The following is a 22,946-nucleotide window of genomic DNA, read 5'->3' on the forward strand; positions in this document are numbered from 1 at the left end:
GTAGGAGCGAGCCCGCTCGCGAAGATCGTCAACGATAACGCGCACTAACCGGCCTCAACAGCATTGGCCGCAACCCGGCATTTGACTCGATAACAAGACTTTTCATAAGGGAATCCCATGTCCAAGACTCAGTTGTTCGACCTCGACGGCAAGATCGCTTTCGTCTCCGGCGCCAGCCGTGGCATCGGTGAAGCCATCGCCAAACTGCTGGCCCAGCAAGGCGCCCACGTGATCGTCTCCAGCCGCAAGCTTGAAGGCTGCCAGCACGTCGCCGACTCGATCATCGCCGCCGGCGGCAAGGCCACCGCCATCGCCTGCCACATCGGTGAAATGGAACAGATCAGCCAGGTCTTCGCCGGGATCAAGGAACAGTTCGGCCGCCTCGACATCCTGGTCAACAACGCCGCGACCAACCCGCAGTTTTGCAACGTCCTGGACACCGACCTCAGCGCCTTCCAGAAAACCGTCGACGTGAACATTCGCGGCTACTTCTTCATGTCGGTCGAAGCCGGCAAGCTGATGCGCGAAAACGGCGGCGGCAGCATTATCAACGTTGCTTCGATCAACGGCGTTTCGCCGGGGATCTTCCAGGGCATCTACTCGGTGACCAAGGCGGCGGTGATCAACATGACCAAGGTGTTTGCCAAGGAGTGCGCGCAGTTCGGGATTCGTTGCAATGCGTTGCTGCCGGGGTTGACCGATACCAAGTTTGCTTCGGCGCTGGTGAAGAATGAGGCGATTCTGAATACCGCGCTGCAGCAAATTCCGCTGAAGCGGGTGGCAGACCCGAGTGAGATGGCGGGCGCTGTGTTGTATTTGGCGAGTGATGCTTCGAGTTACACGACAGGAGTTTCGTTGAATGTGGATGGGGGGTTCCTGTCCTGATTCGGTTTGCGAATGAAAGAAAGGCAGTCGTTAGGCTGCCTTTCTTCTTTGCGCTTATCGACCTGAATGAATCCTGTACATCGGTGGAGCCGAGTGGAATGTCCCCACTGCACGAGTGTTATGGCATCAACTACTTTTCGATAAACTCGGCTTGCAAACGATAGTTTCCTTGAGGACGCTCACACGGTAAGACCGGATTACATAAAAAGGGGCACGCCGCTCATTGCTGGTTATTAAAAATAAAGCGCTCCCACGTACTCCCAATGCCCCTTCGGATCACCATAAACAAATACAATAGCATCTTGTGGCCTCCACCCCTTATTAGCTATGCGCCATGTCGCTCCGTCTATTGGATCTACCGCCACAGGGATTCTTTCGCTTGGAGTCGTCACAAACCGACTACCAGGATTCAAAAAGGTCCAGATTTTTTCGGGATGTATTTTGTTTGGTAAAAGTCTAATAGTGTGTTCACTTTCAGGTGATGGAATACTTATCACCTCACGCTCGGTAACTACCCGACCATCGAACATGAAAATCATCAGATCATTTTCTGTATCTGGTCTAATCCAGCAAATCGGTAAATCCAAAGTTCCAATTATGCCATCACCTTTAAGGCTCAGTTGAAACGTGCCAGTCCCGGATACCCCCCTGACACTCCACTCGTAATCTGTTTGCGGTACACAAAAATCAGGCTCGCTCGTAAACTGGAGGTCGTCCCCTTCAATAGTTGAAAAGTTCAGTTGCAGAGGGAGTCCCGCTAATGGACTGTTGTCTTTTATTTTCAGAGTAACCGTTCGCCCTTCACCTGATTTGAAACTCAATCCAAAATCAGGAACAGCTTCGCCGTCAATCAGGGCTTCAACCTCGTCGGCCAGATTCAGCGCCCTGGCGATTGCGGGTGAGGCCTCCACCGTCACAACGTTCTCCTGCCCACGGAGCAAAACAGGTGCCGTACCCCTTTCCACTTTATTACCGTTGATCGACAACGTGGCTTGGTCCCAAGGGCTTGGTGCAACGGTTGCAGCTTTTAATTCGTCGGTCATGACGACGTTTCCTTTTTAGCGTTGGAAAAAAACAGTCCATTCACTATCAGGAAAAGTCGATATACCGAAAACTGCCATAAACGACAGGGCTACTAGACCAAACTGCGATATAAACCGCAGATGGCATACAAGTCGTTCACGTTTTTAAGGTGACCGGGTCGGTGCCGTACCTCGCCAGAAATGCATCGATTCGGCCACGGCATTGGCAGGCGTGACGCCAATCAGCAGATCTCGGGTCCCGCTCTACCCAGGGCAACGATGAAAGCAATCACCATCACCCCGAGCAGGTCGAGGTTGCTGCACATCGTGCCCGGGTTTACTGCGTAACGCAGCGAGTCGTGGTGGTGACTCGGGTCACCTCGCCGTTTTCAGCCCGCACATCGCCCAGTACATCGGTTTTATCCATGGCCTGGCAGTTGCGTACAGGAGGGGGTGGCGTGACCGCTGGAGGTGGTGGCGGGCTGGAACAGCCGCCGAGAATCGCTACGCACAATGCCAGCGACAAGGGTGAGATAACGCGTTTCCCAAGAGTTTTCATAGGTTGACCCGCGATAAGTGATCGACACATTTTTGTGACAACAAAACCGGCGCGCAAAATCCATACACCTGTCACAAAAATAAATATCTGCGAATCACTTATAGCCCAGCCAGTGGCCAATGCCAGCAAAAAGCTGGCAGTTCTTACATCACCGGGTCTGGACGTTGCAGGGAATTGCACTGCAGTTCATAGCGCAATTCTTCGATCAGCGAAGCGACCGACTCTGCTGTTTGCAGCGTGCTCATGTTCAGGCCACTGACCACCAGGTCCACCTGACCCGACACCGGGTGATAGAGCTTGACGGTCAGCCAGTGTTCGCCGGTGATACTGCATTCACAGGCCAGGGGTGAAAAACTGTGCTCGATCAGCATCCTCAACTGCACCAGCGTAATCATTGCGACGGGCCCTGGTGGCTTGATGCAGGGTGTAAAGGGCTCATGGGGCTATTCCTGTTGGCGGTTTACTCAGGGGGCGCATAGCTGCACCCCCAGCCTAAGAGCCACCACGGCAGGTCGACACATGCATTTGCACCCAGCGCCCTAGTGCAATTGCACCTTAACGCTGCACCTTGGGCCGCCACTCGCTGGAGAACAGCCCCCGCTCCCGCGCCCAGACAATCGCCTCGCTGCGACTGTGTATGTCGAGCTTGGAATACACCGCAGCCGCATGGTTGCGCACCGTGTTCGGCGCCAGCTTCAGGCGCGCGGCGATTTCCTTGTCGGCCAGGCCTTCGCAAATCAAGCCCAGCACATCGCGCTCACGGGCGGTCAGGTCAGTGAAGGACAGGTTGGGCAACTGCGCAGAATTCACGCTCTTCACGTTGGCCAGTTTTTCGATCAGCGTGCGGCTGAACCAGGAGGCGTCCTTCATCACTTCCTCGATGGCCGCCACCAGCTCCAGCTCGGTGCGCTTGCGCTCGGTGATGTCCATCAACACCAGCAGATAACAGGGTGTGCCCTGAATGTTCACGGTGTCCGCCGACACCGTGCAATCGATCAGCCCGGCGTCTTTTCTACGCACACGCACATCGATGCGGTCCAGGCTGCCGGTTTTCTCCAGGGCGGCGAACAGCTGGATGCGTGCGTGCCGGTCTTCGAAGAAGTCGATCTGCGTTATGCCGATCCCACGCACCTCTTCACCGGGATAACCCAGGGTATCAAGGAAGGCTTCGTTGACATCCAGCACCAACTGATCCGCCGCGCCGCATACCAGTATCGGCACCGGCGACAGGCGAAAGGCCTTGGCGAAACGTTCTTCGCTTTGGCGCAGGGCGATTTCAGCCTTGTGCCGGGGCTCCATGTCGACAAAGGAAAACAGCATGCAGGCTTCGTCGTTGAGCTCCAGCGGCTGGCCGGCCACGATTACTTGCTTGCGACCACCGTCGGCCAGGCGCAACTCGGCCTGCATCTGGGGAATGGTCGCCCCTTCGCATAGACGCTGCCTGGCCAGTTCTTTGTGCTCGGCCTGGTCCAGCACGTCCAGCTCATAGGTCGAAGTGCCGATCACCTGGTCACGGGAGTAACCGGTCATTTCGAGGAACCCCGGGTTGACCTTGATGTAGCGCAAATCACTGAGCCGACAAATCACCGCCGGTGCCGGATTGGCCGTGAAGGTTTTTTCAAAACGCTGCTCGGCGCTGGCCCACTCGGTGACATCGTCCATGATCAACACCAGAGATTCCGGGTCGCCACGACTGTCGGCCAATACCAGGCTGCGCACGCGATGGACCCAGGTACGCGCTTCGTCCGCCGCCGGCGTCACTTCCACCAACACATCGCTGAACGTCTCGCCGCGCGCGACCCGGCTGATCGGGTAGCTGTCGACTGCCAACCCGTGCTTGTTGCGATAGCGCAAGGCGAAGCGTTTGGCATATGCCGCGGCAGTGGCACCCAGGTCGCTGACTTGCGAAACACCGTGCATGGCCAGCGCCGCCTCATTGGCCCACAGGATGCTCTGGTCGGGATCGAGCAGTATAACCCCGTCGGAGAGACCGGCGATGATCTGCTGCAACTGGCGGCGATTGGTTTCCGTGCTCAGGACGTCCTGGCTCATTGCATCTCCACAAGAATGGCGACCCTGTGAAGAATACGACCGCCCGGGCTTGCAATAGTGCAAAGAAACCTTGTGGGAGCGAGCCTGCTCCGGGCGGCTGTTTGACTAGTACAGATTCAACAATGCCTCCCGCCCTGCCAATTTGGTGACATAAAAGCAAAGATCGCAGCCTGCGGCAGCTCCTACATGAGAACGCATTCCCCTGTAGGAGCTGCCGAAGGCTGCGATCCTCTGATCTTCAAGCCGCCAATTCACCGCTGGCCACCGCCGCCGAAGCCGCCAGCATCGCCCGCAACAACACCGCACACCCAGCCGCCAGATCTTCCGGTGCGGCGTTTTCGATTTCGTTGTGGCTGATACCGCCTTCGCACGGCACAAAGATCATCCCCGCCGGACCGAGTTCGGCGAGGAAGATCGCGTCGTGCCCTGCTCCGCTGACGATATCCATGTGCGACAGGCCCAGGCCTTGGGCAGCGCCGCGCACCGCCTCGACGCAGCCCTTGTCGAAGTACAGCGGCGGGAAGTCGGCAGTCGGAGTGAGTTCGAAGGTCAGGCCGTGTTCGTCGCAGGTGGTTTCGATGACTTCGCGCACTTCGGCGATCATCGAGTCCAGGCGTTCCGGTTCCAGGTGGCGGAAATCCAGGGTCATGCGCACTTCACCGGGGATGACGTTGCGCGAGCCGGGATAGGCTTGCAGACAACCGACGGTGCCACAGGCATGGGGTTGATGGCTGAGGGCGGCGCGGTTGAGCGCACCGACGATCACCGCGGCGCCGACCAGGGCGTCCTTGCGCAGGTGCATCGGGGTCGGGCCGGCGTGGGCTTCGACGCCACGCAGTTTCAGGTCGAACCATTTCTGCCCGAGCGCACCCATGACCACGCCTATGGTCTTGCGTTCGTCTTCAAGGATCGGGCCTTGCTCGATATGGGCTTCGAAATAGGCCCCGACTTTGTGGCCGCTGACTTTACGCGGGCCGGCGTAGCCAATGGCATTCAGCGCCTCACCCACGGTCACGCCATCGGCATCGACCTTGGCCAGGGTTTCTTCGAGGGTGAATTTTTCCGCGAACACGCCAGAGCCCATCATGCACGGGGCAAAGCGCGAGCCTTCTTCGTTGGTCCAGACCACCACCTCCAGCGGTGCTTCGGTTTCGATGTTCAGGTCATTGAGGGTGCGCAGGACCTCGACGCCCGCCAATACACCGAAGCAGCCATCGAACTTGCCGCCCGTGGGCTGGGTGTCAATGTGACTGCCGGTCATCACCGGTGGCAGGTCGGGATTGCGCCCGGGGCGACGGGCGAAGATGTTGCCGACGGCGTCGATGCTGACGGTACAACCGGCATCAACACACCATTTGACGAAGATGTCCCGAGCCTGGCGATCGAGATCGGTCAGGGCCAGGCGACACACGCCCCCCTTGACCGTGGCGCCGAGTTTGGCCAGCTCCATGAGCGACTGCCACAGGCGGTCGCGGTTGATGTGTTGATGGCTGGACTGCAGAACGTCGACGGCCGCGTTCATGATGATCTCCTCTGGCTGTTCTTGTGTGTTTCTTCAGGCAATTCGTTGGTGATTGTGCGGCCGCCTTCGCGAGCAGGCTCGCTCCCACAGGGTTCTCGGGTGTTCACAAAACCTGTGGGAGCGAGCCTGCTCGCGAAGAGGCCAGCCGCTACACCGCAGATTTCGCGACAGATGGGCTGGACCGCATCACACTCAACCCGTAATAAATCACCCCTCCCAAAATCGAACCGGTGAACCAGCCGTAGCTGTAGAACCAGCTGAAGACATCGCTGCCAAGCGACAGCAGCGTCAACACCACCGGCACACCGAAGGCCATGAAACCGCTCCAGTTCCACGCCGGATACACGTCATCGCGGTACAGGCCGGCAAGGTCCAGTTGCTGTTTCTTGATCAGGAAATAGTCCACCACCATGATCCCGGCGATCGGCCCCAGCAGGCTGGAATAGCCGAGCAACCAGTTGGAATAGACCGTTTCCAGACTGAGATCGGAAACGATCAGGCCGAGCTTTTTCAACAGCTCATGGGCCATCAACGCCAAGCCGACGAAGCCGGTCAGCAGCACGGCGTTGGTGCGGTTGATCACCTTGGGGGCGATGTTCTGGAAGTCATTGGTCGGCGACACGATATTCGCTGCGGTATTGGTCGACAGCGTGGCGATGATGATCAGCGCCATGGCCAGTGCGACCCACACCGGGCTCTGGATATGGCCGATCAGGGTCACCGGATCGGAAACCGTCACGCCCACCAGCTTCACCGAGGCCGCGGTCATTACCACACCCAGCGAAGCAAACAGGAACATGGTCAGCGGCAGGCCGATGATCTGCCCGACAATCTGATCCTTCTGGCTTTTTGCATAGCGGCTGAAGTCCGGAATGTTCAGTGACAACGTGGCCCAGAAACCGACCATCGCGGTCAGCCCGGCGGCGAAGTAACTGGCTACCCCGGCGCCTTCGGGACGCTTGGGCGGAATCGCCAGCAACTCGGTCATCGACACGTTCGGCATGGCCCAGACCAACAGCCCTACGCCCACCAGTACCAGCAGTGGTGCAGACAGGGTTTCCAGCCATTTGATCGACTCGGCGCCGCGTATTACCACCCACAGGTTCAGCGCCCAGAACACCATGAAGCCGATGACCTCGCCGGTGCCGCCCAGGGACTTCCAGCCCTCGAACACCGAACCGAGGAACAGGTGAATGGCCAACCCGCCGAACATGGTCTGGATGCCGAACCAGCCGCACGCCACCAGGGCGCGGATCAGACACGGAATGTTGGAACCGAGCACGCCGAAGGACGAGCGCAGCAACACCGGAAAGGGAATGCCGTATTTGGTGCCGGGAAAGGCGTTCAAGGTCAGGGGAATCAGCACGATGATGTTGGCAAACAGAATCGCCAGCAGCGCTTCACCGACCGTCAGGCCGAAGTACGCCGTCAGCACGCCACCGAGGGTGTAGGTCGGCACGCAGATCGCCATGCCCACCCACAGCGCGGTGATGTGCCATTTGTTCCAGGTGCGTTCGCGCACCTTGGTCGGTGCAATGTCGTGGTTGTAACGGGGACTGTCGAGGACATCGCTGCCGGCTTCCAGCTCAAACAAGCCGTCGCGCTCGGTCACTTGCGATCTGATCTGTTGCATGGCCGCTCCACTGTTCTTTGAATTATTTTTTTGCTCATCGGGGACTGGCGGCATCAATAAACGTGCCGGGTACCCCGATTACGCATCGGGCAGTTCCATAAACACATTGCAACCCACTGATGTTTATCGGTTTTATTCACTGACTCGACTATTTGTCAGGCCACTCAGGCCGAATGCCAGGCAAGTTGTCCGCACAGTCAGGACTCAAACTGGTGCGTTGATCTTTTTTTCAATGGCCGCGCATCAACCATAGACCATACTCAAACAGCTGATTTCACATAAGAAATCTTGACTATTTTTCGATCCTGTCAAGTGCGTCAAAATGGTGAGGCCGCTCACCATTTTGGTGATTCTTGTATTTAATCGTTGAATATCAATTAGTTAATAACCGAATAAGCTTATAAAAAATATTCTTGCCGATTCGAATAACTGCAGCTAGCGTTTAATCCTGACAGCATTGACAGGATTACACCTGTTGACGCTGGCGTCACATAAAACATCTAGAGCCGGCACAAGCCGGTCATTGCCTGCGAGGAACTCGGAATGTCTCTGTTGATCCGTGGCGCCACCGTTATTACCCATGATGAAAGTTATCGCGCCGATGTGTATTGCGCAGACGGCGTGATCAAGGCCATCGGCGAAAACCTCGATGTCCCTGCAGGCGCCGAAGTGCTCGACGGCAGCGGCCAATACCTGATGCCCGGCGGCATCGACCCGCACACCCACATGCAACTGCCGTTCATGGGCACGGTGGCCAGCGAAGACTTCTACAGTGGCACGGCGGCAGGACTGGCTGGCGGCACCACCTCGATCATCGACTTCGTGATTCCCAATCCGCAGCAATCCTTGCTCGAAGCCTTCCATCAATGGCGCGGCTGGGCCGAGAAGTCGGCGTCGGACTACGGCTTTCACGTCGCCATCACCTGGTGGAGCGAACAGGTCCGCGAGGAAATGGCCGAACTGGTCAGCCAGCACGGCGTCAACAGCTTCAAGCACTTCATGGCCTACAAGAACGCGATCATGGCCGCCGATGACACCCTGGTGGCGAGCTTCGAACGCTGCCTGGAACTGGGCGCGGTGCCGACCGTGCATGCGGAAAACGGCGAACTGGTCTATCACCTGCAACGCAAGCTGATGGCCCAGGGCATCACCGGGCCGGAAGCGCATCCGCTGTCGCGGCCATCACAGGTTGAAGGCGAGGCCGCGAGCCGGGCAATCCGCATCGCCGAAACCCTGGGTACGCCTCTGTATCTGGTGCACGTCTCGACCAAGGAAGCCCTCGACGAAATCACCTACGCCCGCGGCAAGGGCCAGCCGGTCTACGGCGAAGTGCTGGCCGGGCACCTGCTGCTGGACGACAGTGTCTACCGCCACCCGGACTGGCAAACCGCCGCCGGTTACGTGATGAGTCCGCCGTTCCGCCCCCGTGGTCATCAAGAGGCGCTCTGGCATGGCCTGCAATCGGGCAACCTGCACACCACCGCCACCGACCACTGCTGCTTCTGCGCCGAGCAAAAAGCCGCGGGCCGCGACGACTTCAGCAAGATCCCCAACGGTACCGCCGGCATCGAAGACCGCATGGCGGTGTTGTGGGATGAAGGGGTGAACAGCGGACGCTTTTCGATGCAGCAATTCGTCGCGCTGACGTCCACCAACACGGCGAAGATCTTCAACCTCTACCCACGCAAAGGCGCGATTCGTGTGGGGGCCGATGCCGACCTGGTGCTGTGGGACCCACAAGGCACGCGGACCATTTCCGCCAAGACCCACCATCAGCAGGTGGACTTCAACATCTTCGAAGGCAAGACCGTGCGCGGCGTGCCCAGTCACACCATCAGCCAGGGCCGGGTGGTCTGGGCCGATGGGGATTTGCGGGCCGAGCGCGGGGCCGGGCGCTACATCGAACGGCCGGCGTACCCGGCGGTGTTTGATTTGCTGAGCAAGCGGGCCGAGCTGAATCAGCCGGTCGCTGTGAAACGCTGAAAGCGGCCTGCGGCCTATCGCGAGCAAGCTCGCTCCCACAGGTTTTGTGAACACCCGAGATCCTGTGGGAGCGAGCTTGCTCGCGATGAGGCCGGTACAGGCAACACAAAACAATGCCCATCAGAGGCAATACCTCAAATAACCGTGAGGCCAACACCGTGATCAAGACCCTGGACCACCTCCCGCATCCCGTTGAGAATGCGGCCGCCCTCGCCGGCCATTTCACCGATCTGGCGCCGCCGCTCAACGAGCGCCAGGCGCACCTGGAAGCCTCGCGCTGTCTGTATTGCTACGACGCGCCCTGCGTGAATGCCTGTCCGAGCGAAATCGACATCCCCTCGTTCATCCGCAATATCCAGCAGGACAACGTGCAAGGCGCCGCGCAGAAGATCCTCTCGGCCAACATCCTCGGCGGCAGTTGCGCCCGGGTGTGCCCGACGGAAATCCTTTGCCAGCAAGCCTGCGTGCGCAACAACGCCCACGAATGCGCGCCGGTCATGATCGGCCTGTTGCAGCGCTACGCCGTGGACAACGCCAACTTCAGCACTCACCCGTTCCAGCGTGCTGCAGCCACCGGCAAACGCATCGCCGTGGTGGGCGCAGGTCCGGCCGGATTGTCCTGCGCCCACCGCAGCGCCATGCACGGGCATGACGTGGTGATCTTCGAGGCGCGGGAAAAAGCTGGCGGCCTCAATGAATACGGGATCGCCAAATACAAACTGGTGGACGACTACGCGCAACGGGAGCTTGAGTTCCTGCTGGAAATCGGCGGAATCGAAATCCGCCACGGGCAAAAACTCGGGGACAACCTGACCCTCAGCGAACTGCATCAACAGTTCGATGCGGTGTTCCTCGGCCTCGGGCTCAACGCCAGCAAGCAACTGGGCCTGGCCCACGAAGACGCGCCCGGCCTGCTCGCCGCCACCGACTACATCCGCGAACTGCGCCAGGCCGATGACCTGAGCCAATTGCCCCTGGCCGACCATTGCATCGTCCTCGGCGCAGGCAACACCGCCATCGACATGGCCGTGCAAATGGCTCGTCTCGGCGCCCGTGACGTGAACCTGGTGTACCGGCGCGGCGTCGAAGACATGGGCGCCACCCATCACGAACAGGAGATTGCCAAGGCCAATCAGGTGCGGCTGATGACCTGGGCACAACCTGAAGAGGTGCTGCTCGATGACCACGGCCGGGTGCGCGGCATGCGTTTCGCCCGCACCCATCTGGTCGAAGGTCGCCTGCAAACCACCGGTGAAACCTTCGAACTGGCCGCCGACGCGATCTTCAAGGCCATCGGCCAGGCCTTCGACAGCGACGCCCTGGCCGATCCGCTGGCGCGCGAACTCAAGCGCCAGGGCGAGCGCATCGCCGTCGATGAACAGCTGCGCACCAGCATCCCCGGCGTGTATGCCGGTGGCGACTGTACCAGCCTCGATCAAGACCTCACCGTGCAAGCGGTGCAACACGGCAAGCGCGCCGCCGAGGCGATCAACGCTCAACTGATGCTCAACGTGGAGGCTGCATAAATGGCCGATCTGTCGATTGTCTTCGCCGGCATCAAGGCACCCAATCCGTTCTGGCTGGCCTCCGCGCCACCCACCGACAAAGCCTATAACGTGGTCCGCGCCTTCGAGGCCGGATGGGGCGGCGTGGTCTGGAAAACCCTGGGGGAAGATCCGGCGGCGGTGAACGTGTCGTCGCGCTACTCGGCGCACTTCGGGGCGAACAGGGAGGTGCTTGGCTTTAACAACATCGAGCTGATCACCGACCGCTCGCTGGAGATCAACCTGCGGGAAATCACCCAGGTCAAAAAGGACTGGCCGGACCGCGCGCTGATCGTGTCCTTGATGGTGCCCTGCGTCGAGGAATCCTGGAAACACATCCTGCCGCTGGTGGAAGCCACTGGCGCCGACGGCATCGAACTGAACTTCGGTTGCCCCCACGGCATGCCGGAACGCGGCATGGGCGCCGCGGTCGGCCAGGTGCCGGAATACGTGGAACAGGTCACCCGCTGGTGCAAGACCTATTGCTCGCTGCCGGTGATCGTCAAGCTCACGCCGAACATCACCGACATCCGCGTCGCCGCCCGCGCGGCCCACCGTGGCGGTGCCGACGCGGTGTCGCTGATCAACACCATCAACTCGATCACCAGCGTCAACCTCGAACGCATGGTCGCCAATCCCATGGTCGGCAGCCAAAGCACCCACGGCGGTTACTGTGGCTCGGCCGTCAAGCCGATTGCCTTGAACATGGTCGCTGAAATCGCCCGTGACCCGCAGACCCAAGGCCTGCCAATCAGCGGCATCGGCGGCATTGGCAACTGGCGCGACGCCGCGGAATTCATCGCGTTGGGCAGCGGCGCGGTGCAGGTGTGCACGGCGGCGATGCTGCATGGCTTCCGGATTGTCGAAGACATGAAGGACGGCTTGTCACGCTGGATGGACAGTCAGGGCTACGCCAGCATCGCGGAATTTTCCGGGCGCGCGGTGGGCAACACCACGGACTGGAAGTACCTGGACATCAACTACCAGGTGATCGCGAAAATCGACCAGGAGGCGTGCATCGGCTGTGGTCGTTGCCACATTGCCTGTGAGGACACCTCGCACCAGGCCGTGGCCAGCCTCAAGCAAGCGGATGGCACGCACAAGTACCAGGTGATCGATGAGGAGTGCGTGGGCTGCAACCTGTGCCAGATCACCTGCCCGGTGCAGGACTGTATCGAGATGGTGCCGGTGGAGACCGGCAAACCGTTCCTGGACTGGAATCATGATCCGAGGAATCCGTATCATGTCAGCCCTTGATATTAGCGGCGCCTGAACCGACGCCTTCGCGAGCAAGCCCGCTCCCACTTTGGAATGCATTTCAATTGTGGGAGCGGGCTTGCTCGCGAAGAGGCCGGCACAGTCACCACAAAACTCAAGGCTCCAACCCGATCCCCCGTAAAATCACACTGGTCACCGTCTGCACTGCTTTTTCAAATTGCATGTCCGACAGCGGCTGATGGTCGTTGAGAATATTCACCTGGTGATCGAAGTCGGCATAGTGCTGGGTCGAGGCCCAGATCATGTACAACAGGCTCGACGGCTCCACCGGCAGGATGCGTTTGTCGTCCACCCACTGGCGGATTTTCGCTTCCTTCATCTTGGCCCAGTCGTACAGGCTCGCATCCAGCGCTGCGCCGAGGGTCGGCGCGCCGTGGATGATTTCGTTGGCCCAGACTTTCGAACCATAAGGCCGGCTGCGGGAATGGTTCATCTTGGCGCGGATGTAGCTACTGAGCACCACGCGCGGGTCGTCGAACATCTCGAAGCACAGTGCGTCCTGCTTCCAGACTTCCAGCAAGTCGAACAGTACCGCGCTGTACAGTTCGGTCTTGGTGCTGAAGTAGTAATGCAGGTTGGAACGCGGCAGTTGCACTTGCGCGGCGATGTCGGCCATGGCCGTGCTGCCGAAGCCCTTTTCAGCGAAGACCTTTTCCGCACCCAGCAGGATTTTTTCGACGTTACTGCGACGAATCTCGATCTTGTGATTGCCCATGCGGGTCCCCGACAACAGCGTTGAGCAAGACTAGCATCCGCTCTGGACTGCGGCGACAGGGGAAAACGAATCTTCGTACAGCCGCAGTCAGAAAGCTGAGAGTCTAATCCACCCCGCCACAAGTCATCGTATAACTTCCGATTGACAACCCGCAAAAATCCCGCAAATATCGCCCGCAATGTTGTACGACGACGTATGACAACTATAAAAACAAGAAACAAGGGAGCGTCACAGTGAGCAAGCTCGTCCGCAATTCGTCCGCCCGTTCTTCGCGTGCATACCTTTCTCGTCGTCATACCCTGAGCCTGATCGGCTGCAGCGGGCTGGCCCTCGCCTTGCCCATCACCGGCCAAGCCGCAGGTTTCACCGACGACGCCAAGGCCACGCTGAACCTGCGTAACGCCTACATCAACCGCAACTACACCAACCCGGCCTACCCCCAGGGCAAGGCTGAAGAGTGGACGCAAAACTTCATCCTCGATGCCAGGTCCGGGTTCACCCAGGGCACCGTGGGTTTCGGTGTCGATGTACTGGGCCTGTATTCGCAGAAGCTCGATGGCGGCAAGGGCACTGGCGGCACGCAGCTGTTGCCGATCCACGACGACGGCCGCCCCGCCGACAATTTCGGCCGCCTGGGCGTGGCGCTCAAAGGCAAGATTTCGAAAACCGAATTGAAGGTCGGCGAATGGATGCCCGTATTGCCGATCCTGCGTTCCGACGATGGCCGCTCACTGCCGCAGACCTTCCAGGGCGCCCAGGTGACGTCCACCGAAATCAGCGGCCTGACGCTGTATGGCGGTCAATTCCAGAAAAACAGCCCGCGCAATGACGCGAGCATGGAAGACATGTTCATGAACGGAAAAACCGCGTTCACCTCCGACCGTTTCAACTTCGGCGGCGGTGAATACGCGTTCAATGAAAAGCGCACGCAGGTCGGCGTCTGGTACTCGGAACTGAGCGACATCTACCAGCAGCAATACTTCAACCTGACCCACAGCCAGCCCGTCGGCGACTGGACCCTGGGTGCCAACCTGGGCTACTTCATCGGCAAGGAAGACGGCAGCGCCAAGGCCGGTGACCTCGACAACAAGACCGCGTTTGCCCTGCTCTCGGCCAAATATGGCGGCAACACCTTCTATGTCGGCCTGCAAAAGCTCACCGGCGACGATGTGTGGATGCGGGTCAATGGCACCAGCGGCGGCACCCTGGCCAACGACAGCTACAACTCCAGCTATGACAACGCCCGGGAGAAATCCTGGCAGGTGCGCCACGACTACAACTTCGTCGCCCTCGGCATTCCCGGCCTGACCCTGATGAACCGCTACATCAGTGGTGACAACGTGCACACCGGCGCGATCACCGATGGCAAGGAATGGGGCCGTGAATCCGAACTGGCCTACACGGTGCAAAGTGGTGCGCTGAAAAACCTCAACGTGAAATGGCGTAACGCGAGTATCCGCAAGAGTTTCAGCACCAACGAATTCGATGAAAACCGCATTTTCATCAGCTACCCGATTTCGTTGTTGTAACTCCCAAGATCAAATCGCCCTCTGTAGGAGCGAGCTTGCTCGCGATGGTCGTCAACGATAACGCTGGAAACCTGATACCCCGTGGCGTTCTCGGGTTCATCGCGAGCAGGCTCGCTCCTACAGGACAGGACAGGACAGGACGACCCTCCGTCAATTTCCACCCATGCCGCGTTGACAAGCAGCGGAAACCCTAACGATACTTCAACCAAGTCATACGACAACCTACAACAAACCAATAACAACAACCGCGTACCCAGGATTCCCATGACCACCACAGCAACCGCCCGCCCCCCTTTCAACCGCCTGCTGCTGACCGGCGCCGCCGGTGGCCTCGGCAAAGTCTTGCGCGAAAGCCTTCGCCCTTACGCCAATGTCATTCGCCTGTCGGACATCGCCGACATCGCGCCCGCCATCGATGATCGCGAAGAAGTGATGCCGTGCGACCTCGCCGACAAGCAAGCGGTGCATCAACTGGTCGAAGGCGTGGACGCGATCCTGCACTTCGGCGGCGTGTCGACCGAGCACTCGTTCGAACAGATCCTCGGCGCCAACATCTGTGGCGTGTTCCACATCTACGAAGCCGCGCGCCGCCATGGGGTGAAGCGGGTGATCTTCGCCAGTTCCAACCATGTGATCGGCTTCTACCGGCAGGACGAAGTCATCGACGCCCACTCCCCTCGCCGCCCGGACAGCTACTATGGCCTGTCCAAGTCCTACGGCGAGGACATGGCCACGTTCTACTTCGACCGCTATGGCATCGAGACCGTCAGCGTGCGCATCGGCTCCTCGTTCCCCGAGCCGCACAACCGGCGGATGATGAGCACCTGGCTGAGTTTCGGCGACCTGACGCAACTGCTCGAACGCGCCTTGTACACCCCGAACGTCGGCCACACCGTGGTCTACGGCGTGTCCGACAACAAGGACGTCTGGTGGGACAACCGCTACGCTACGGCCCTGGGTTTTGTCGCGCAGGACAGCTCCGAACAGTTCCGCGAAAAAATCGAAACCCAGCCGATGCCTGCCGCCGATGACCCGGCGCGGCTGTATCAGGGCGGCGCCTTTTGCGTAGCCGGCCCGTTCGGTGACTGAACCTTCGCGCCCCGCTTGATCCCCACAACAAAAACCAAGGGAATGAGTTGCCATGCAAGCCGAATTGATTGTCGACGCCCGTAACGCAGTCGGTGAAAGCCCGGTCTGGGTGCCTGAGGAAAGCGCTCTGTACTGGGTCGATATTCCCGCCGGCGGTTTACAGCGCTGGAGTGCCGACACCGGGCAGGTGACTACCTGGACAACCCCGCAGATGCTCGCTTGCATCGCGCCTCATGCCGACGGCGGCTGGGTCGCCGGCATGGAAAGCGGGTTCTTCCGTGTGCATCCGCGCAACGACGGCAGCCTCGACAGTGAACCCTTGGCCCACGTCGACCATGCCCGCGCCGACATGCGCCTGAACGACGGCCGCTGCGATCGTCAGGGACGCTTCTGGGCCGGCAGCATGGTGCTGAACATGGGCGCCAACGCCGCCAACGGCACGTTGTACCGCTACAGCGCCGGACAACGCGGGCCGCTCGATTCCCGGCTGAGCGGGTTCATCGTGCCCAACGGCCTGGGTTTCAGCCCGGACGGGCGCACGATGTACCTGTCCGACTCCCATCCGCAGATCCAGCAGATCTGGGCCTTCGACTACGACACCGAAACCGGCACCCCTTCCAACCGCCGCGTGTTCGTTGACATGAACCGGCACGAAGGTCGACCCGACGGTGCGGCGGTGGACGCCGATGGCTGCTACTGGATTTGCGCCAACGACGCCGGCTTGATCCACCGTTTTACCCCCGACGGCCGGCTAGACCTTTCTCTGGCCGTACCGGTGAAAAAACCCACCATGTGCGCCTTCGGTGGCCCTCGACTGGACACGCTCTTCGTGACCTCGATCCGCCCCGGCGACGACCATGATCCGCAATCACTGGCCGGGGGGGTGTTCGCGCTCGATCCTGGCGTGAAGGGATTGCCGGAACCGCGATTTCAGGATCAGTGATGACGATGACGCCCGCACTTCTCGAGCTCGAAGACGAATACACTCAGCTGACCCTCGCCCCCGAACTCGGCGCCAGCATCGTCAACTGGACCGTGCGCAGCAGCGGCCAGCCCTTGTTGCGCCACGCCGATGAGCACGCCCTGAACACCGGTCTGCCCGGCAAGCTCGGCTGCTTTCCCTTGATCCCCTGGTCCAACCGCATCGCCGAAGGCGGCTTCGATTGCCCCGATGGCTGGCTGGCACTGGCGCCCAACAGCCTCACCGATCCCCTGCCGATCCATGGCAGCGCCTGGCAGCAGGCGTGGGATGTGGTTTCCCGGTCGGAAAATGAAGTGGTCCTGCAACTCGACAGCACAACCCCCTTCGCTTATCGCGCCCGCCAGCGTTTCCATCTGAGTCAGGGCAAACTCAGCATCGAACTGAGCGTCACCCATCTGGCTGAACGTGCCGCCTGGCATGGACTGGGCCTGCATCCGTATCTGCCGCGCACCGCCAACACTCGACTGCAGGCCGCGGCCCGCGAGGTATGGTTGTGCAACGAGAAAAAACTACCGACGCAACTCAGCGCATTGCCGGTCGAGTGGGATTTTCAGCAGCTCAAGCCATTGCCCGAATCGCTCGTGGACAACGGCTTCTGCGAATGGAACGGCCACTGCCTGATCCGCCAGCCCGACCTCGGATACGAACTGGACTGCCAGGCCACCGGTAGCGATTACTACCTGCTCTACTGCCCCGTGGGCCTGGAATTTTTCTGCATCGAACCGGTGAGCCACCCGGTCAACGCACACCACCTTCCCGGTCGGCCGGGGTTGCGTTTGCTGGAGCAAGGTCAAGCCACCGAACTGGGCTTGACCCTGCAGTATCGGCCGTATCAGGCTGATGCCCCCAACAGTTGACTCAACACCGCTCGCAACTTGCCGGGCTTCACCGGTTTGTTCAGCAAGGGCGCGTTGAGCCGCTGCAACGCACGCCGACAATGGTCGGTGCGGTCGGCAGTAATGATCACCGCAGGAATGTCCTGGTGGAAATGCTCACGCAAATGTCGCACCACATCACAGCCGACCACCCCGTGATCGAGGTGGTAGTCCGCGAGAATCAGTTCCGGCGCCTGCCCGCCTAACGCCGCCAGTGCAGCCGCTTCATCGGTGGCGACCAGAACGTCACAGCCCCACTGCCCGAGCAACGCGCCCATGCTTTGGAGAATGCTCACTTCGTTGTCGATCACCAGTAAACGGCGTCCCGGCAACGGGTTGCCGGTGCCCGGCTGTGGCACCGCCTGGCTCACGGGCAATGGAACCTCGTCGGATAACGGCACCTCGATGCTGAACATCGAACCCCGTCCCGGCAACGAGTGAACGCCAATCCTGTAGCCAAGGATCTTGGCGATGCGCTCGACAATCGCCAACCCCAGGCCCACGCCCTTGCGGTCGGCGGCTCGGCCGACATCCAGTTGGTTGAACTCGAGGAAGATCGAATCGAGCCGGTCGGCGGCGATGCCACGCCCGGTGTCCCAGACCTCCAGGCGCAACATCTCGCCCCGACGCCTTGCCGCCAGCAGGATGCTGCCTTCATCGGTGTAGCGGCAGGCATTGCTGAGGAAGTTGCGCAGGATCCGCGTCATCAGGCGCAAGTCGGTGCTGATGGCGTAATCGGCCATGTGCACCCGCAGGTTCAAACCGGCCGCCTGGGCGACGGACTGGAACTCCGACACCAGTGGCCCCAGCAGTTCGTCGAGGCGGTACAACGCGATGTCCGGCTTGACCGCAGCCTGATCGAGCCGGGAAATGTCCAGCAGATCCGTCAGCAGGTCTTCGGCGCCCTCCAGGGCCTGGTGAGTGCGCTCCACCAGCACCTGTTCAGCTTGCGGCAACTTGCGTTCGCGCAAGGTCGAAATCAGCAACCGCGCGGCGTTCAGCGGTTGCAGCAGGTCGTGGCTGGCGGCGGCGAGGTATTTGTCCTTGCTGTGGTTGGCGGCCTCGGCGGCATCGCGGGCATCGCGCAAGGCCTTGGCAATCTGTTTACGCTGGGTGATCTGCTGCTGAAGGTTACGGTTGGCTTCGAGCAATTCATCGGTGCGCGCGACGACGCGCTGCTCCAGTTCGTCATTGAGTTGCTGCAGGCGTCGCTGGGCCAGCTTGCGCTCGGTGATATCGGAGACGAACCCTTCCACCAGACCTTCCTGGCCGGGCTTGAGCAGCAGGTTCATCAACACATCCAGGTGACTGCCGTCCTTGCGTCGCAAGCGGGTTTCATAGCCGTGCAGGCTGCGCTGGTGCCTGAGGATTTCGCCGATGGCTTCCAGTTCCTGCGCGCCGTCGACGAACAGGGTGCTGCCCAGGTCAGTCAGGGAGAACAGCACCTCCTGCGGGTCCTGGTAGCCGAGCATGTGTGCCAGCGCCGGGTTGGCGGCGCGCATGCCATCGTGCAGGCTGGCCTGGAAGATCCCGTGCACCGCGTTTTCGAACAGCCACTTGTAGCGATTGCGCTCGGCTTCCAGATCATCCAGGCGCGCGGCCAGTTCCGGGTAATGACTCTTGCGCGCAGAATGGCTGCCCAGCCCCAGCAGCCCGGTCAGGGCCCGTTGTTGCTCGTCAGAGGGCTTCGCCATAGACGACCTCGACATCACGCTGGCTGGATTCGCGCGGGTTGGTCAGGATGCACGGATCGTGCATCGCATGTTGCGACAGGAACGGAATGTCCGAGGTCCTGACGCCATGCAAACCGAGGGTTTCGTGAAAGCCGATGGCGTGTTTGAGGGCGATCAGGTGTTCGACCAGGCGCCCGCAGATCTGCCGGTGATTCAGACCCCGGCAGTCGATGCCGAACGTCTCGGCGATCACCTTGAAACGCTCTGGTGCCGAGTTGTAATTGAAGGCCACCACATGCTCGACGAGCACCGCGTTGCACAGGCCGTGGGGCAGGTCGAGAAAGCCGCCGAGGCTGTGGGACATGGCATGCACGGCGCCCAGGATGGCGTTGGAAAACGCCAGCCCGGCCTGCATGCTGCCGAGCATGATCTTCTCGCGCAGGGCAATGTCGCTCGGGTTGGCGATCATCTGCACCAGGTTGCCATTGATCAGGCGCATCGCCTCCAGCGCATGAGGATCGGTCAACGGCCCGTGTCCGGTGGACACGAAGGCTTCGATGGCATGCACCAAGGCGTCGATGCCGGTGCAGGCCGACAGGAACGGATCCATGCTCAGGGTGGTTTCCGGGTCGATCAGCGAAACATCCGGCACCACGGCCTTGCTGACGATGGAGAACTTCATGCGCTCCTGCTGATTGGAAATGATCACGAATTGCGAGACATCGGCCGAGGTACCGGCGGTGGTCGGAATCAGGATCAGCGGCGGGCTGGGCACGCGGATGGTGTCCACGCCCTCGAAATCGAGAATGCTGCGGCCATGGGCGACGACAATGCCGATGCCTTTGCCGCAGTCCATCGGACTGCCACCACCCACGGCGACGATCACGTCGCAGTGGTTTTCCCGGTACATTTCGGCACCGAGCATCACCTCTTCAACCCGAGGGTTGGGCGAGACATCGCTGTACAGGCAGTACTCGATGCCCAGCGCCTGCAGGCTGGCCTCGACATCGGCGACCCAACCGGCGGCGATCACGCCGGGGTCACTGACCACCAGGACCTTGCGTGCGCCAAAGGTCTTGGCGTAATTGCCGACACTGTGCCGGCTACCGGCACCGAAGATGATTTCGGGGGAAACGAACTTGCGCAACTGGTTGAGACTCTGGCTCATTGGAAAGCCTGTTCTTATTGTTTTGGAAGGTAGAAACCACACTAAACCATCCAGCTGTGAATGCAATCAGACCAATGGGTAGCACTGTCCGGAGCGTACTCACATTCAAATTCACCGCAGATCCCCTGTGGGAGCGGGCTTGCTCGCGAAGAGGCCTTAACATTCAACATTTATATTGCCTGACCCACCGCTTTCGCGAGCAAGCCCGCTCCCACAGGGGATTTATGTCGCCAGACTAGCCGCGGTAGATCAGCTGCGAAGCCTTCGCGTTGCGCAGCGTCAGGTATTCGATCCCCAACCCCGGTGCCTCGGCTTCCTCGCGGGCCTTGAGGATCACCCCGTGATGGGGCGACTTGCTGCACACCGGGTCGGCATTGGCGGCATCACCGGTCAGCATGAAAGCCTGGCAGCGGCACCCGCCCAGGTCCTTGTGCTTTTCGTCGCAGGAACGGCACGGCTCTTTCATCCAGTCGTCGCCGCGAAAACGATTGAAGCCGAACGAATCGTTCCAGATGTGCGAGAGGCTGTGCTCGCGCACGTTGGGAAACGCTACCGGCAACTGCCGGGCGCTGTGGCAAGGCAAGGCGGTGCCGTCGGGGGTGATGTCGAGAAACAGGTTGGCCCAGCCGTTCATGCAGGTCTTGGGACGTTCCTCGTAGTAGTCCGGGGTGACGAAGATCAGCTTGCACGGGTGGCCCTGGGCTTCAAGGCGTTCGCGGTATTGGTTAGTGATGCGCTCGGCGCGCTGCAATTGCTCGCGGGTGGGCAGCAGGCCGACGCGGTTGAGTTCAGCCCAGCCGTAGAACTGGCAGGTGGCCAATTCGACAAAGTCCGCCTCCAGCTCCAGGCACAGCTCGATGATCTGCGCGATCCGGTCGATGTTGTGCCGATGGGTGACGAAGTTCAGCACCATCGGATAGCCCTGGGCTTTCACCGCACGGGCCATGGCGAGTTTCTGGGCAAAGGCCTTGCGCGAACCGGCGAGCATGTTGTTCACCGCTTCGTCGGCGGCCTGGAAGCTGATCTGGATATGATCCAGCCCGGCCACCTTGAAGTCGCGCACCTTCTGCTCGGTCAGGCCGATGCCGGAGGTGATCAGATTGGTGTAGTAGCCCATGTCCCGGGCGGCCTTGATCAGTTCGGCGAGGTCCTGGCGCACCAGCGGCTCACCACCGGAAAAGCCCAATTGCGCGGCGCCCATGTCCCGCGCCTCGCGAAATACGCGAATCCATTCTTGCGTGCTCAGTTCCTCGCCGTGCCGGGCAAAGTCCAACGGATTGGAGCAATAGGGGCACTGCAACGGACAGCGGTAAGTCAGCTCGGCGAGCAGCCACAACGGCGGTCCGGGCAGCGTCTCACTCGATCCAGAATTGCGCATGGGCCACCTCCAGAAACGCCAGCACGTCTTCGTCGATCCCGGGTACGCCGGGGAAATTCGCGCTCAATCGCTCAATGATCGCCGCCACGCTGCGCTGGCCATCCACCAGATCGAGAATCTGCCCGGCACTGGCGTTGAGCTTGATCATGCCTTCGGGGTACAGCAGTACATGGCAGTCCTGACGGGGCTCCCATTGCAGACGAAAACCGCGACGCAAGGCCGGTGACTGTTGGCGATCGATCAGGCTCACAGGGCGATCCCCCGATGCCAGACGTTGTCGCCGGTAACCGTGTGATACGGCGGGCGCGCAAGTTCGTAGGCCATGCTCATGGCATCGAGCATGCTCCACAGCACGTCGAGCTTGAATTGCAGGATCTCCAGCATGCGTTGCTGGCCTTCGGCGGTCACGTAGTGCGCGAGAGTGATGCGCAACCCGTGCTCGACATCGCGCCGTGCCTGACTCAGGCGCGTGCGGAAATAGTCGTAGCCGGCGACGTCGATCCACGGGTAATGGGTCGGCCAGGCATCGAGTCGCGACTGATGGATCTGTGGGGCAAAGAGTTCGGTCAGCGAACTGCTGGCCGCTTCCTGCCAGCAGGCGCGACGGGCGAAATTGACGTAGGCGTCCACGGCGAAACGCACACCGGGCAGCACCAGTTCCTGGGAGAGGATCTGCTCGCGATCCAGGCCCACAGCCTCGCCCAGGCGCAGCCAGGCTTCGATTCCACCCTCGCTGCCGGGGACGCCATCGTGGTCGAGAATCCGTTGCAGCCACTCCCGGCGCACGTCGCGGTCCGGGCAGTTGGCGAGAATCGCGGCGTCCTTCAGGGGAATGTTGATCTGATAGTAGAAGCGATTGGCGACCCAGCCCTGGATCTGCTCGCGGCTGGCGCGGCCGGCGTACATGGCTTGATGGAAAGGATGGTGGATGTGGTAGTAGGCGCCCTTGGCGCGCAGGGCGGCTTCGAATTCGCTGGGGGACATGGGAGTGTCGGTCATTGCGGGTCTCCGGGGAATCTTCGGTGTCTGTTCCGGCCTCTTCGCGGGCAAGCCCGCTCC

General features: G+C 60.5%; 19 protein-coding genes. 8 read left to right on the forward strand and 11 right to left on the reverse strand.

Annotated elements, in window-relative coordinates; translation table 11 throughout:
- The first annotated feature begins 117 nt into the window (after positions 1 to 117).
- Positions 118 to 885, forward strand: a complete 768-nt coding sequence (locus ACXX83_RS12000; RefSeq protein WP_458548568.1) for an SDR family oxidoreductase — start codon at positions 118 to 120, stop codon at positions 883 to 885.
- Positions 886 to 1,118: 233 nt separating this feature from the next.
- On the opposite strand, the gene ACXX83_RS12005 is transcribed toward ACXX83_RS12000, so the two are convergent.
- The 5 genes from ACXX83_RS12005 to ACXX83_RS12025 form a co-directional block, all read right to left on the reverse strand.
- Positions 1,119 to 1,928: a hypothetical protein gene (locus ACXX83_RS12005; protein WP_458548569.1), complete on the reverse strand. Its 810-nt coding sequence runs from the start codon at positions 1,926 to 1,928 to the stop codon at positions 1,119 to 1,121.
- Positions 1,929 to 2,609: 681 nt separating this feature from the next.
- Complete coding sequence (locus ACXX83_RS12010; protein WP_015095413.1) at positions 2,610 to 2,861, reverse strand: DUF1652 domain-containing protein; 252 nt, start codon at positions 2,859 to 2,861, stop codon at positions 2,610 to 2,612.
- 160 nt (positions 2,862 to 3,021) lie between these two features.
- The gene (locus tag ACXX83_RS12015) at positions 3,022 to 4,518 is read right to left on the reverse strand and encodes a helix-turn-helix transcriptional regulator (protein WP_458548570.1); all 1,497 of its coding nucleotides are present in this window, start codon (positions 4,516 to 4,518) and stop codon (positions 3,022 to 3,024) included.
- Positions 4,519 to 4,756: 238 nt separating this feature from the next.
- Complete coding sequence (locus ACXX83_RS12020; RefSeq protein ID WP_458548571.1) at positions 4,757 to 6,040, reverse strand: Zn-dependent hydrolase; 1,284 nt, start codon at positions 6,038 to 6,040, stop codon at positions 4,757 to 4,759.
- Between the two features lie 148 nt (positions 6,041 to 6,188).
- Positions 6,189 to 7,673, reverse strand: a complete 1,485-nt coding sequence (locus tag ACXX83_RS12025) for an NCS1 family nucleobase:cation symporter-1 (RefSeq protein WP_458548572.1) — start codon at positions 7,671 to 7,673, stop codon at positions 6,189 to 6,191.
- 543 nt (positions 7,674 to 8,216) lie between these two features.
- Between ACXX83_RS12025 and hydA the strand changes: the two genes are divergently transcribed.
- From hydA to preA, 3 genes are all read left to right on the forward strand, one after another.
- A complete protein-coding gene (gene hydA, locus ACXX83_RS12030; RefSeq protein WP_217835409.1) occupies positions 8,217 to 9,656 on the forward strand; it encodes a dihydropyrimidinase in 1,440 nt (479 codons plus the stop codon).
- A gap of 158 nt (positions 9,657 to 9,814) precedes the next feature.
- Complete coding sequence (locus ACXX83_RS12035) at positions 9,815 to 11,182, forward strand: NAD(P)-dependent oxidoreductase (protein WP_458550194.1); 1,368 nt, start codon at positions 9,815 to 9,817, stop codon at positions 11,180 to 11,182.
- Positions 11,183 to 12,457 carry an NAD-dependent dihydropyrimidine dehydrogenase subunit PreA gene (preA, locus tag ACXX83_RS12040; protein WP_116582825.1) on the forward strand — a complete coding sequence of 425 codons (1,275 nt, stop codon included), beginning with the start codon at positions 11,183 to 11,185 and terminating at the stop codon, positions 12,455 to 12,457.
- 115 nt (positions 12,458 to 12,572) lie between these two features.
- Here preA and ACXX83_RS12045 read toward each other — a convergent pair whose 3' ends face one another.
- Entirely contained in the window at positions 12,573 to 13,193 is a 621-nt protein-coding gene (locus ACXX83_RS12045) for a TetR/AcrR family transcriptional regulator (protein ID WP_015095419.1), read from the reverse strand.
- A 233-nt stretch (positions 13,194 to 13,426) separates the two neighbouring features.
- Between ACXX83_RS12045 and ACXX83_RS12050 the strand changes: the two genes are divergently transcribed.
- The 4 genes from ACXX83_RS12050 to ACXX83_RS12065 all read left to right on the forward strand — a co-directional run bounded on the left by ACXX83_RS12050 (position 13,427) and on the right by ACXX83_RS12065 (position 17,650).
- Positions 13,427 to 14,722: an OprD family porin gene (locus ACXX83_RS12050; RefSeq protein ID WP_126046085.1), complete on the forward strand. Its 1,296-nt coding sequence runs from the start codon at positions 13,427 to 13,429 to the stop codon at positions 14,720 to 14,722.
- 264 nt (positions 14,723 to 14,986) lie between these two features.
- Entirely contained in the window at positions 14,987 to 15,811 is an 825-nt protein-coding gene (locus ACXX83_RS12055; protein WP_102674550.1) for an NAD-dependent epimerase/dehydratase family protein, read from the forward strand.
- 52 nt (positions 15,812 to 15,863) lie between these two features.
- Positions 15,864 to 16,754, forward strand: coding sequence for an SMP-30/gluconolactonase/LRE family protein (locus ACXX83_RS12060; RefSeq protein ID WP_458548573.1), 891 nt, complete (start codon positions 15,864 to 15,866; stop codon positions 16,752 to 16,754).
- Between the two features lie 5 nt (positions 16,755 to 16,759).
- The gene (locus ACXX83_RS12065) at positions 16,760 to 17,650 is read left to right on the forward strand and encodes an aldose 1-epimerase (protein WP_458550195.1); all 891 of its coding nucleotides are present in this window, start codon (positions 16,760 to 16,762) and stop codon (positions 17,648 to 17,650) included.
- Here ACXX83_RS12065 and ACXX83_RS12070 read toward each other — a convergent pair.
- From ACXX83_RS12070 to pqqC, 5 genes are all read right to left on the reverse strand, one after another.
- Positions 17,626 to 19,362 (reverse strand): PAS domain-containing hybrid sensor histidine kinase/response regulator, encoded by a 1,737-nt coding sequence (locus ACXX83_RS12070; protein ID WP_458548574.1) that lies wholly within the window; start codon positions 19,360 to 19,362, stop codon positions 17,626 to 17,628. The genes ACXX83_RS12065 and ACXX83_RS12070 overlap by 25 nt on opposite strands.
- Positions 19,346 to 20,509, reverse strand: a complete 1,164-nt coding sequence (gene ercA, locus ACXX83_RS12075) for an alcohol dehydrogenase-like regulatory protein ErcA (protein WP_007972176.1) — start codon at positions 20,507 to 20,509, stop codon at positions 19,346 to 19,348. Before ercA ends, ACXX83_RS12070 begins: the two co-directional genes overlap by 17 nt.
- A 235-nt stretch (positions 20,510 to 20,744) precedes the next feature.
- A complete protein-coding gene (gene pqqE / locus ACXX83_RS12080; protein WP_458548575.1) occupies positions 20,745 to 21,887 on the reverse strand; it encodes a pyrroloquinoline quinone biosynthesis protein PqqE in 1,143 nt (380 codons plus the stop codon).
- On the reverse strand, positions 21,865 to 22,137 hold the full coding sequence (pqqD, locus tag ACXX83_RS12085) for a pyrroloquinoline quinone biosynthesis peptide chaperone PqqD (protein ID WP_007972043.1): 273 nt from the start codon (positions 22,135 to 22,137) through the stop codon (positions 21,865 to 21,867). The genes pqqE and pqqD overlap by 23 nt, the downstream gene beginning before the upstream one ends.
- Positions 22,134 to 22,886, reverse strand: a complete 753-nt coding sequence (pqqC, locus tag ACXX83_RS12090) for a pyrroloquinoline-quinone synthase PqqC (protein WP_429486853.1) — start codon at positions 22,884 to 22,886, stop codon at positions 22,134 to 22,136. The genes pqqD and pqqC overlap by 4 nt, the downstream gene beginning before the upstream one ends.
- Positions 22,887 to 22,946: the final 60 nt, after the last annotated feature.

It is taken from the genome of Pseudomonas sp. GNP012 (genome assembly GCF_054343835.1).

Bases quoted from the DNA above. Each gene is read 5' to 3' on its own strand.
- ACXX83_RS12025 (WP_458548572.1), bottom strand. From the start codon at position 7,673: ATGCAACAGATCAGATCGCAAGTGACCGAGCGCGACGGCTTGTTTGAG.
- ACXX83_RS12060 (WP_458548573.1), top strand. From the start codon at position 15,864: ATGCAAGCCGAATTGATTGTCGACGCCCGTAACGCAGTCGGTGAAAGC.
- ACXX83_RS12020 (WP_458548571.1), bottom strand. From the start codon at position 6,040: ATGAACGCGGCCGTCGACGTTCTGCAGTCCAGCCATCAACACATCAAC.
- ercA (WP_007972176.1), bottom strand. From the start codon at position 20,509: ATGAGCCAGAGTCTCAACCAGTTGCGCAAGTTCGTTTCCCCCGAAATC.
- ACXX83_RS12000 (WP_458548568.1), top strand. From the start codon at position 118: ATGTCCAAGACTCAGTTGTTCGACCTCGACGGCAAGATCGCTTTCGTC.
- hydA (WP_217835409.1), top strand. From the start codon at position 8,217: ATGTCTCTGTTGATCCGTGGCGCCACCGTTATTACCCATGATGAAAGT.
- ACXX83_RS12045 (WP_015095419.1), bottom strand. From the start codon at position 13,193: ATGGGCAATCACAAGATCGAGATTCGTCGCAGTAACGTCGAAAAAATC.
- ACXX83_RS12005 (WP_458548569.1), bottom strand. From the start codon at position 1,928: ATGACCGACGAATTAAAAGCTGCAACCGTTGCACCAAGCCCTTGGGAC.
- ACXX83_RS12015 (WP_458548570.1), bottom strand. From the start codon at position 4,518: ATGAGCCAGGACGTCCTGAGCACGGAAACCAATCGCCGCCAGTTGCAG.
- pqqE (WP_458548575.1), bottom strand. From the start codon at position 21,887: ATGCGCAATTCTGGATCGAGTGAGACGCTGCCCGGACCGCCGTTGTGG.
- ACXX83_RS12065 (WP_458550195.1), top strand. From the start codon at position 16,760: ATGACGCCCGCACTTCTCGAGCTCGAAGACGAATACACTCAGCTGACC.
- ACXX83_RS12010 (WP_015095413.1), bottom strand. From the start codon at position 2,861: ATGATTACGCTGGTGCAGTTGAGGATGCTGATCGAGCACAGTTTTTCA.
- pqqC (WP_429486853.1), bottom strand. From the start codon at position 22,886: ATGACCGACACTCCCATGTCCCCCAGCGAATTCGAAGCCGCCCTGCGC.
- preA (WP_116582825.1), top strand. From the start codon at position 11,183: ATGGCCGATCTGTCGATTGTCTTCGCCGGCATCAAGGCACCCAATCCG.
- ACXX83_RS12070 (WP_458548574.1), bottom strand. From the start codon at position 19,362: ATGGCGAAGCCCTCTGACGAGCAACAACGGGCCCTGACCGGGCTGCTG.
- ACXX83_RS12055 (WP_102674550.1), top strand. From the start codon at position 14,987: ATGACCACCACAGCAACCGCCCGCCCCCCTTTCAACCGCCTGCTGCTG.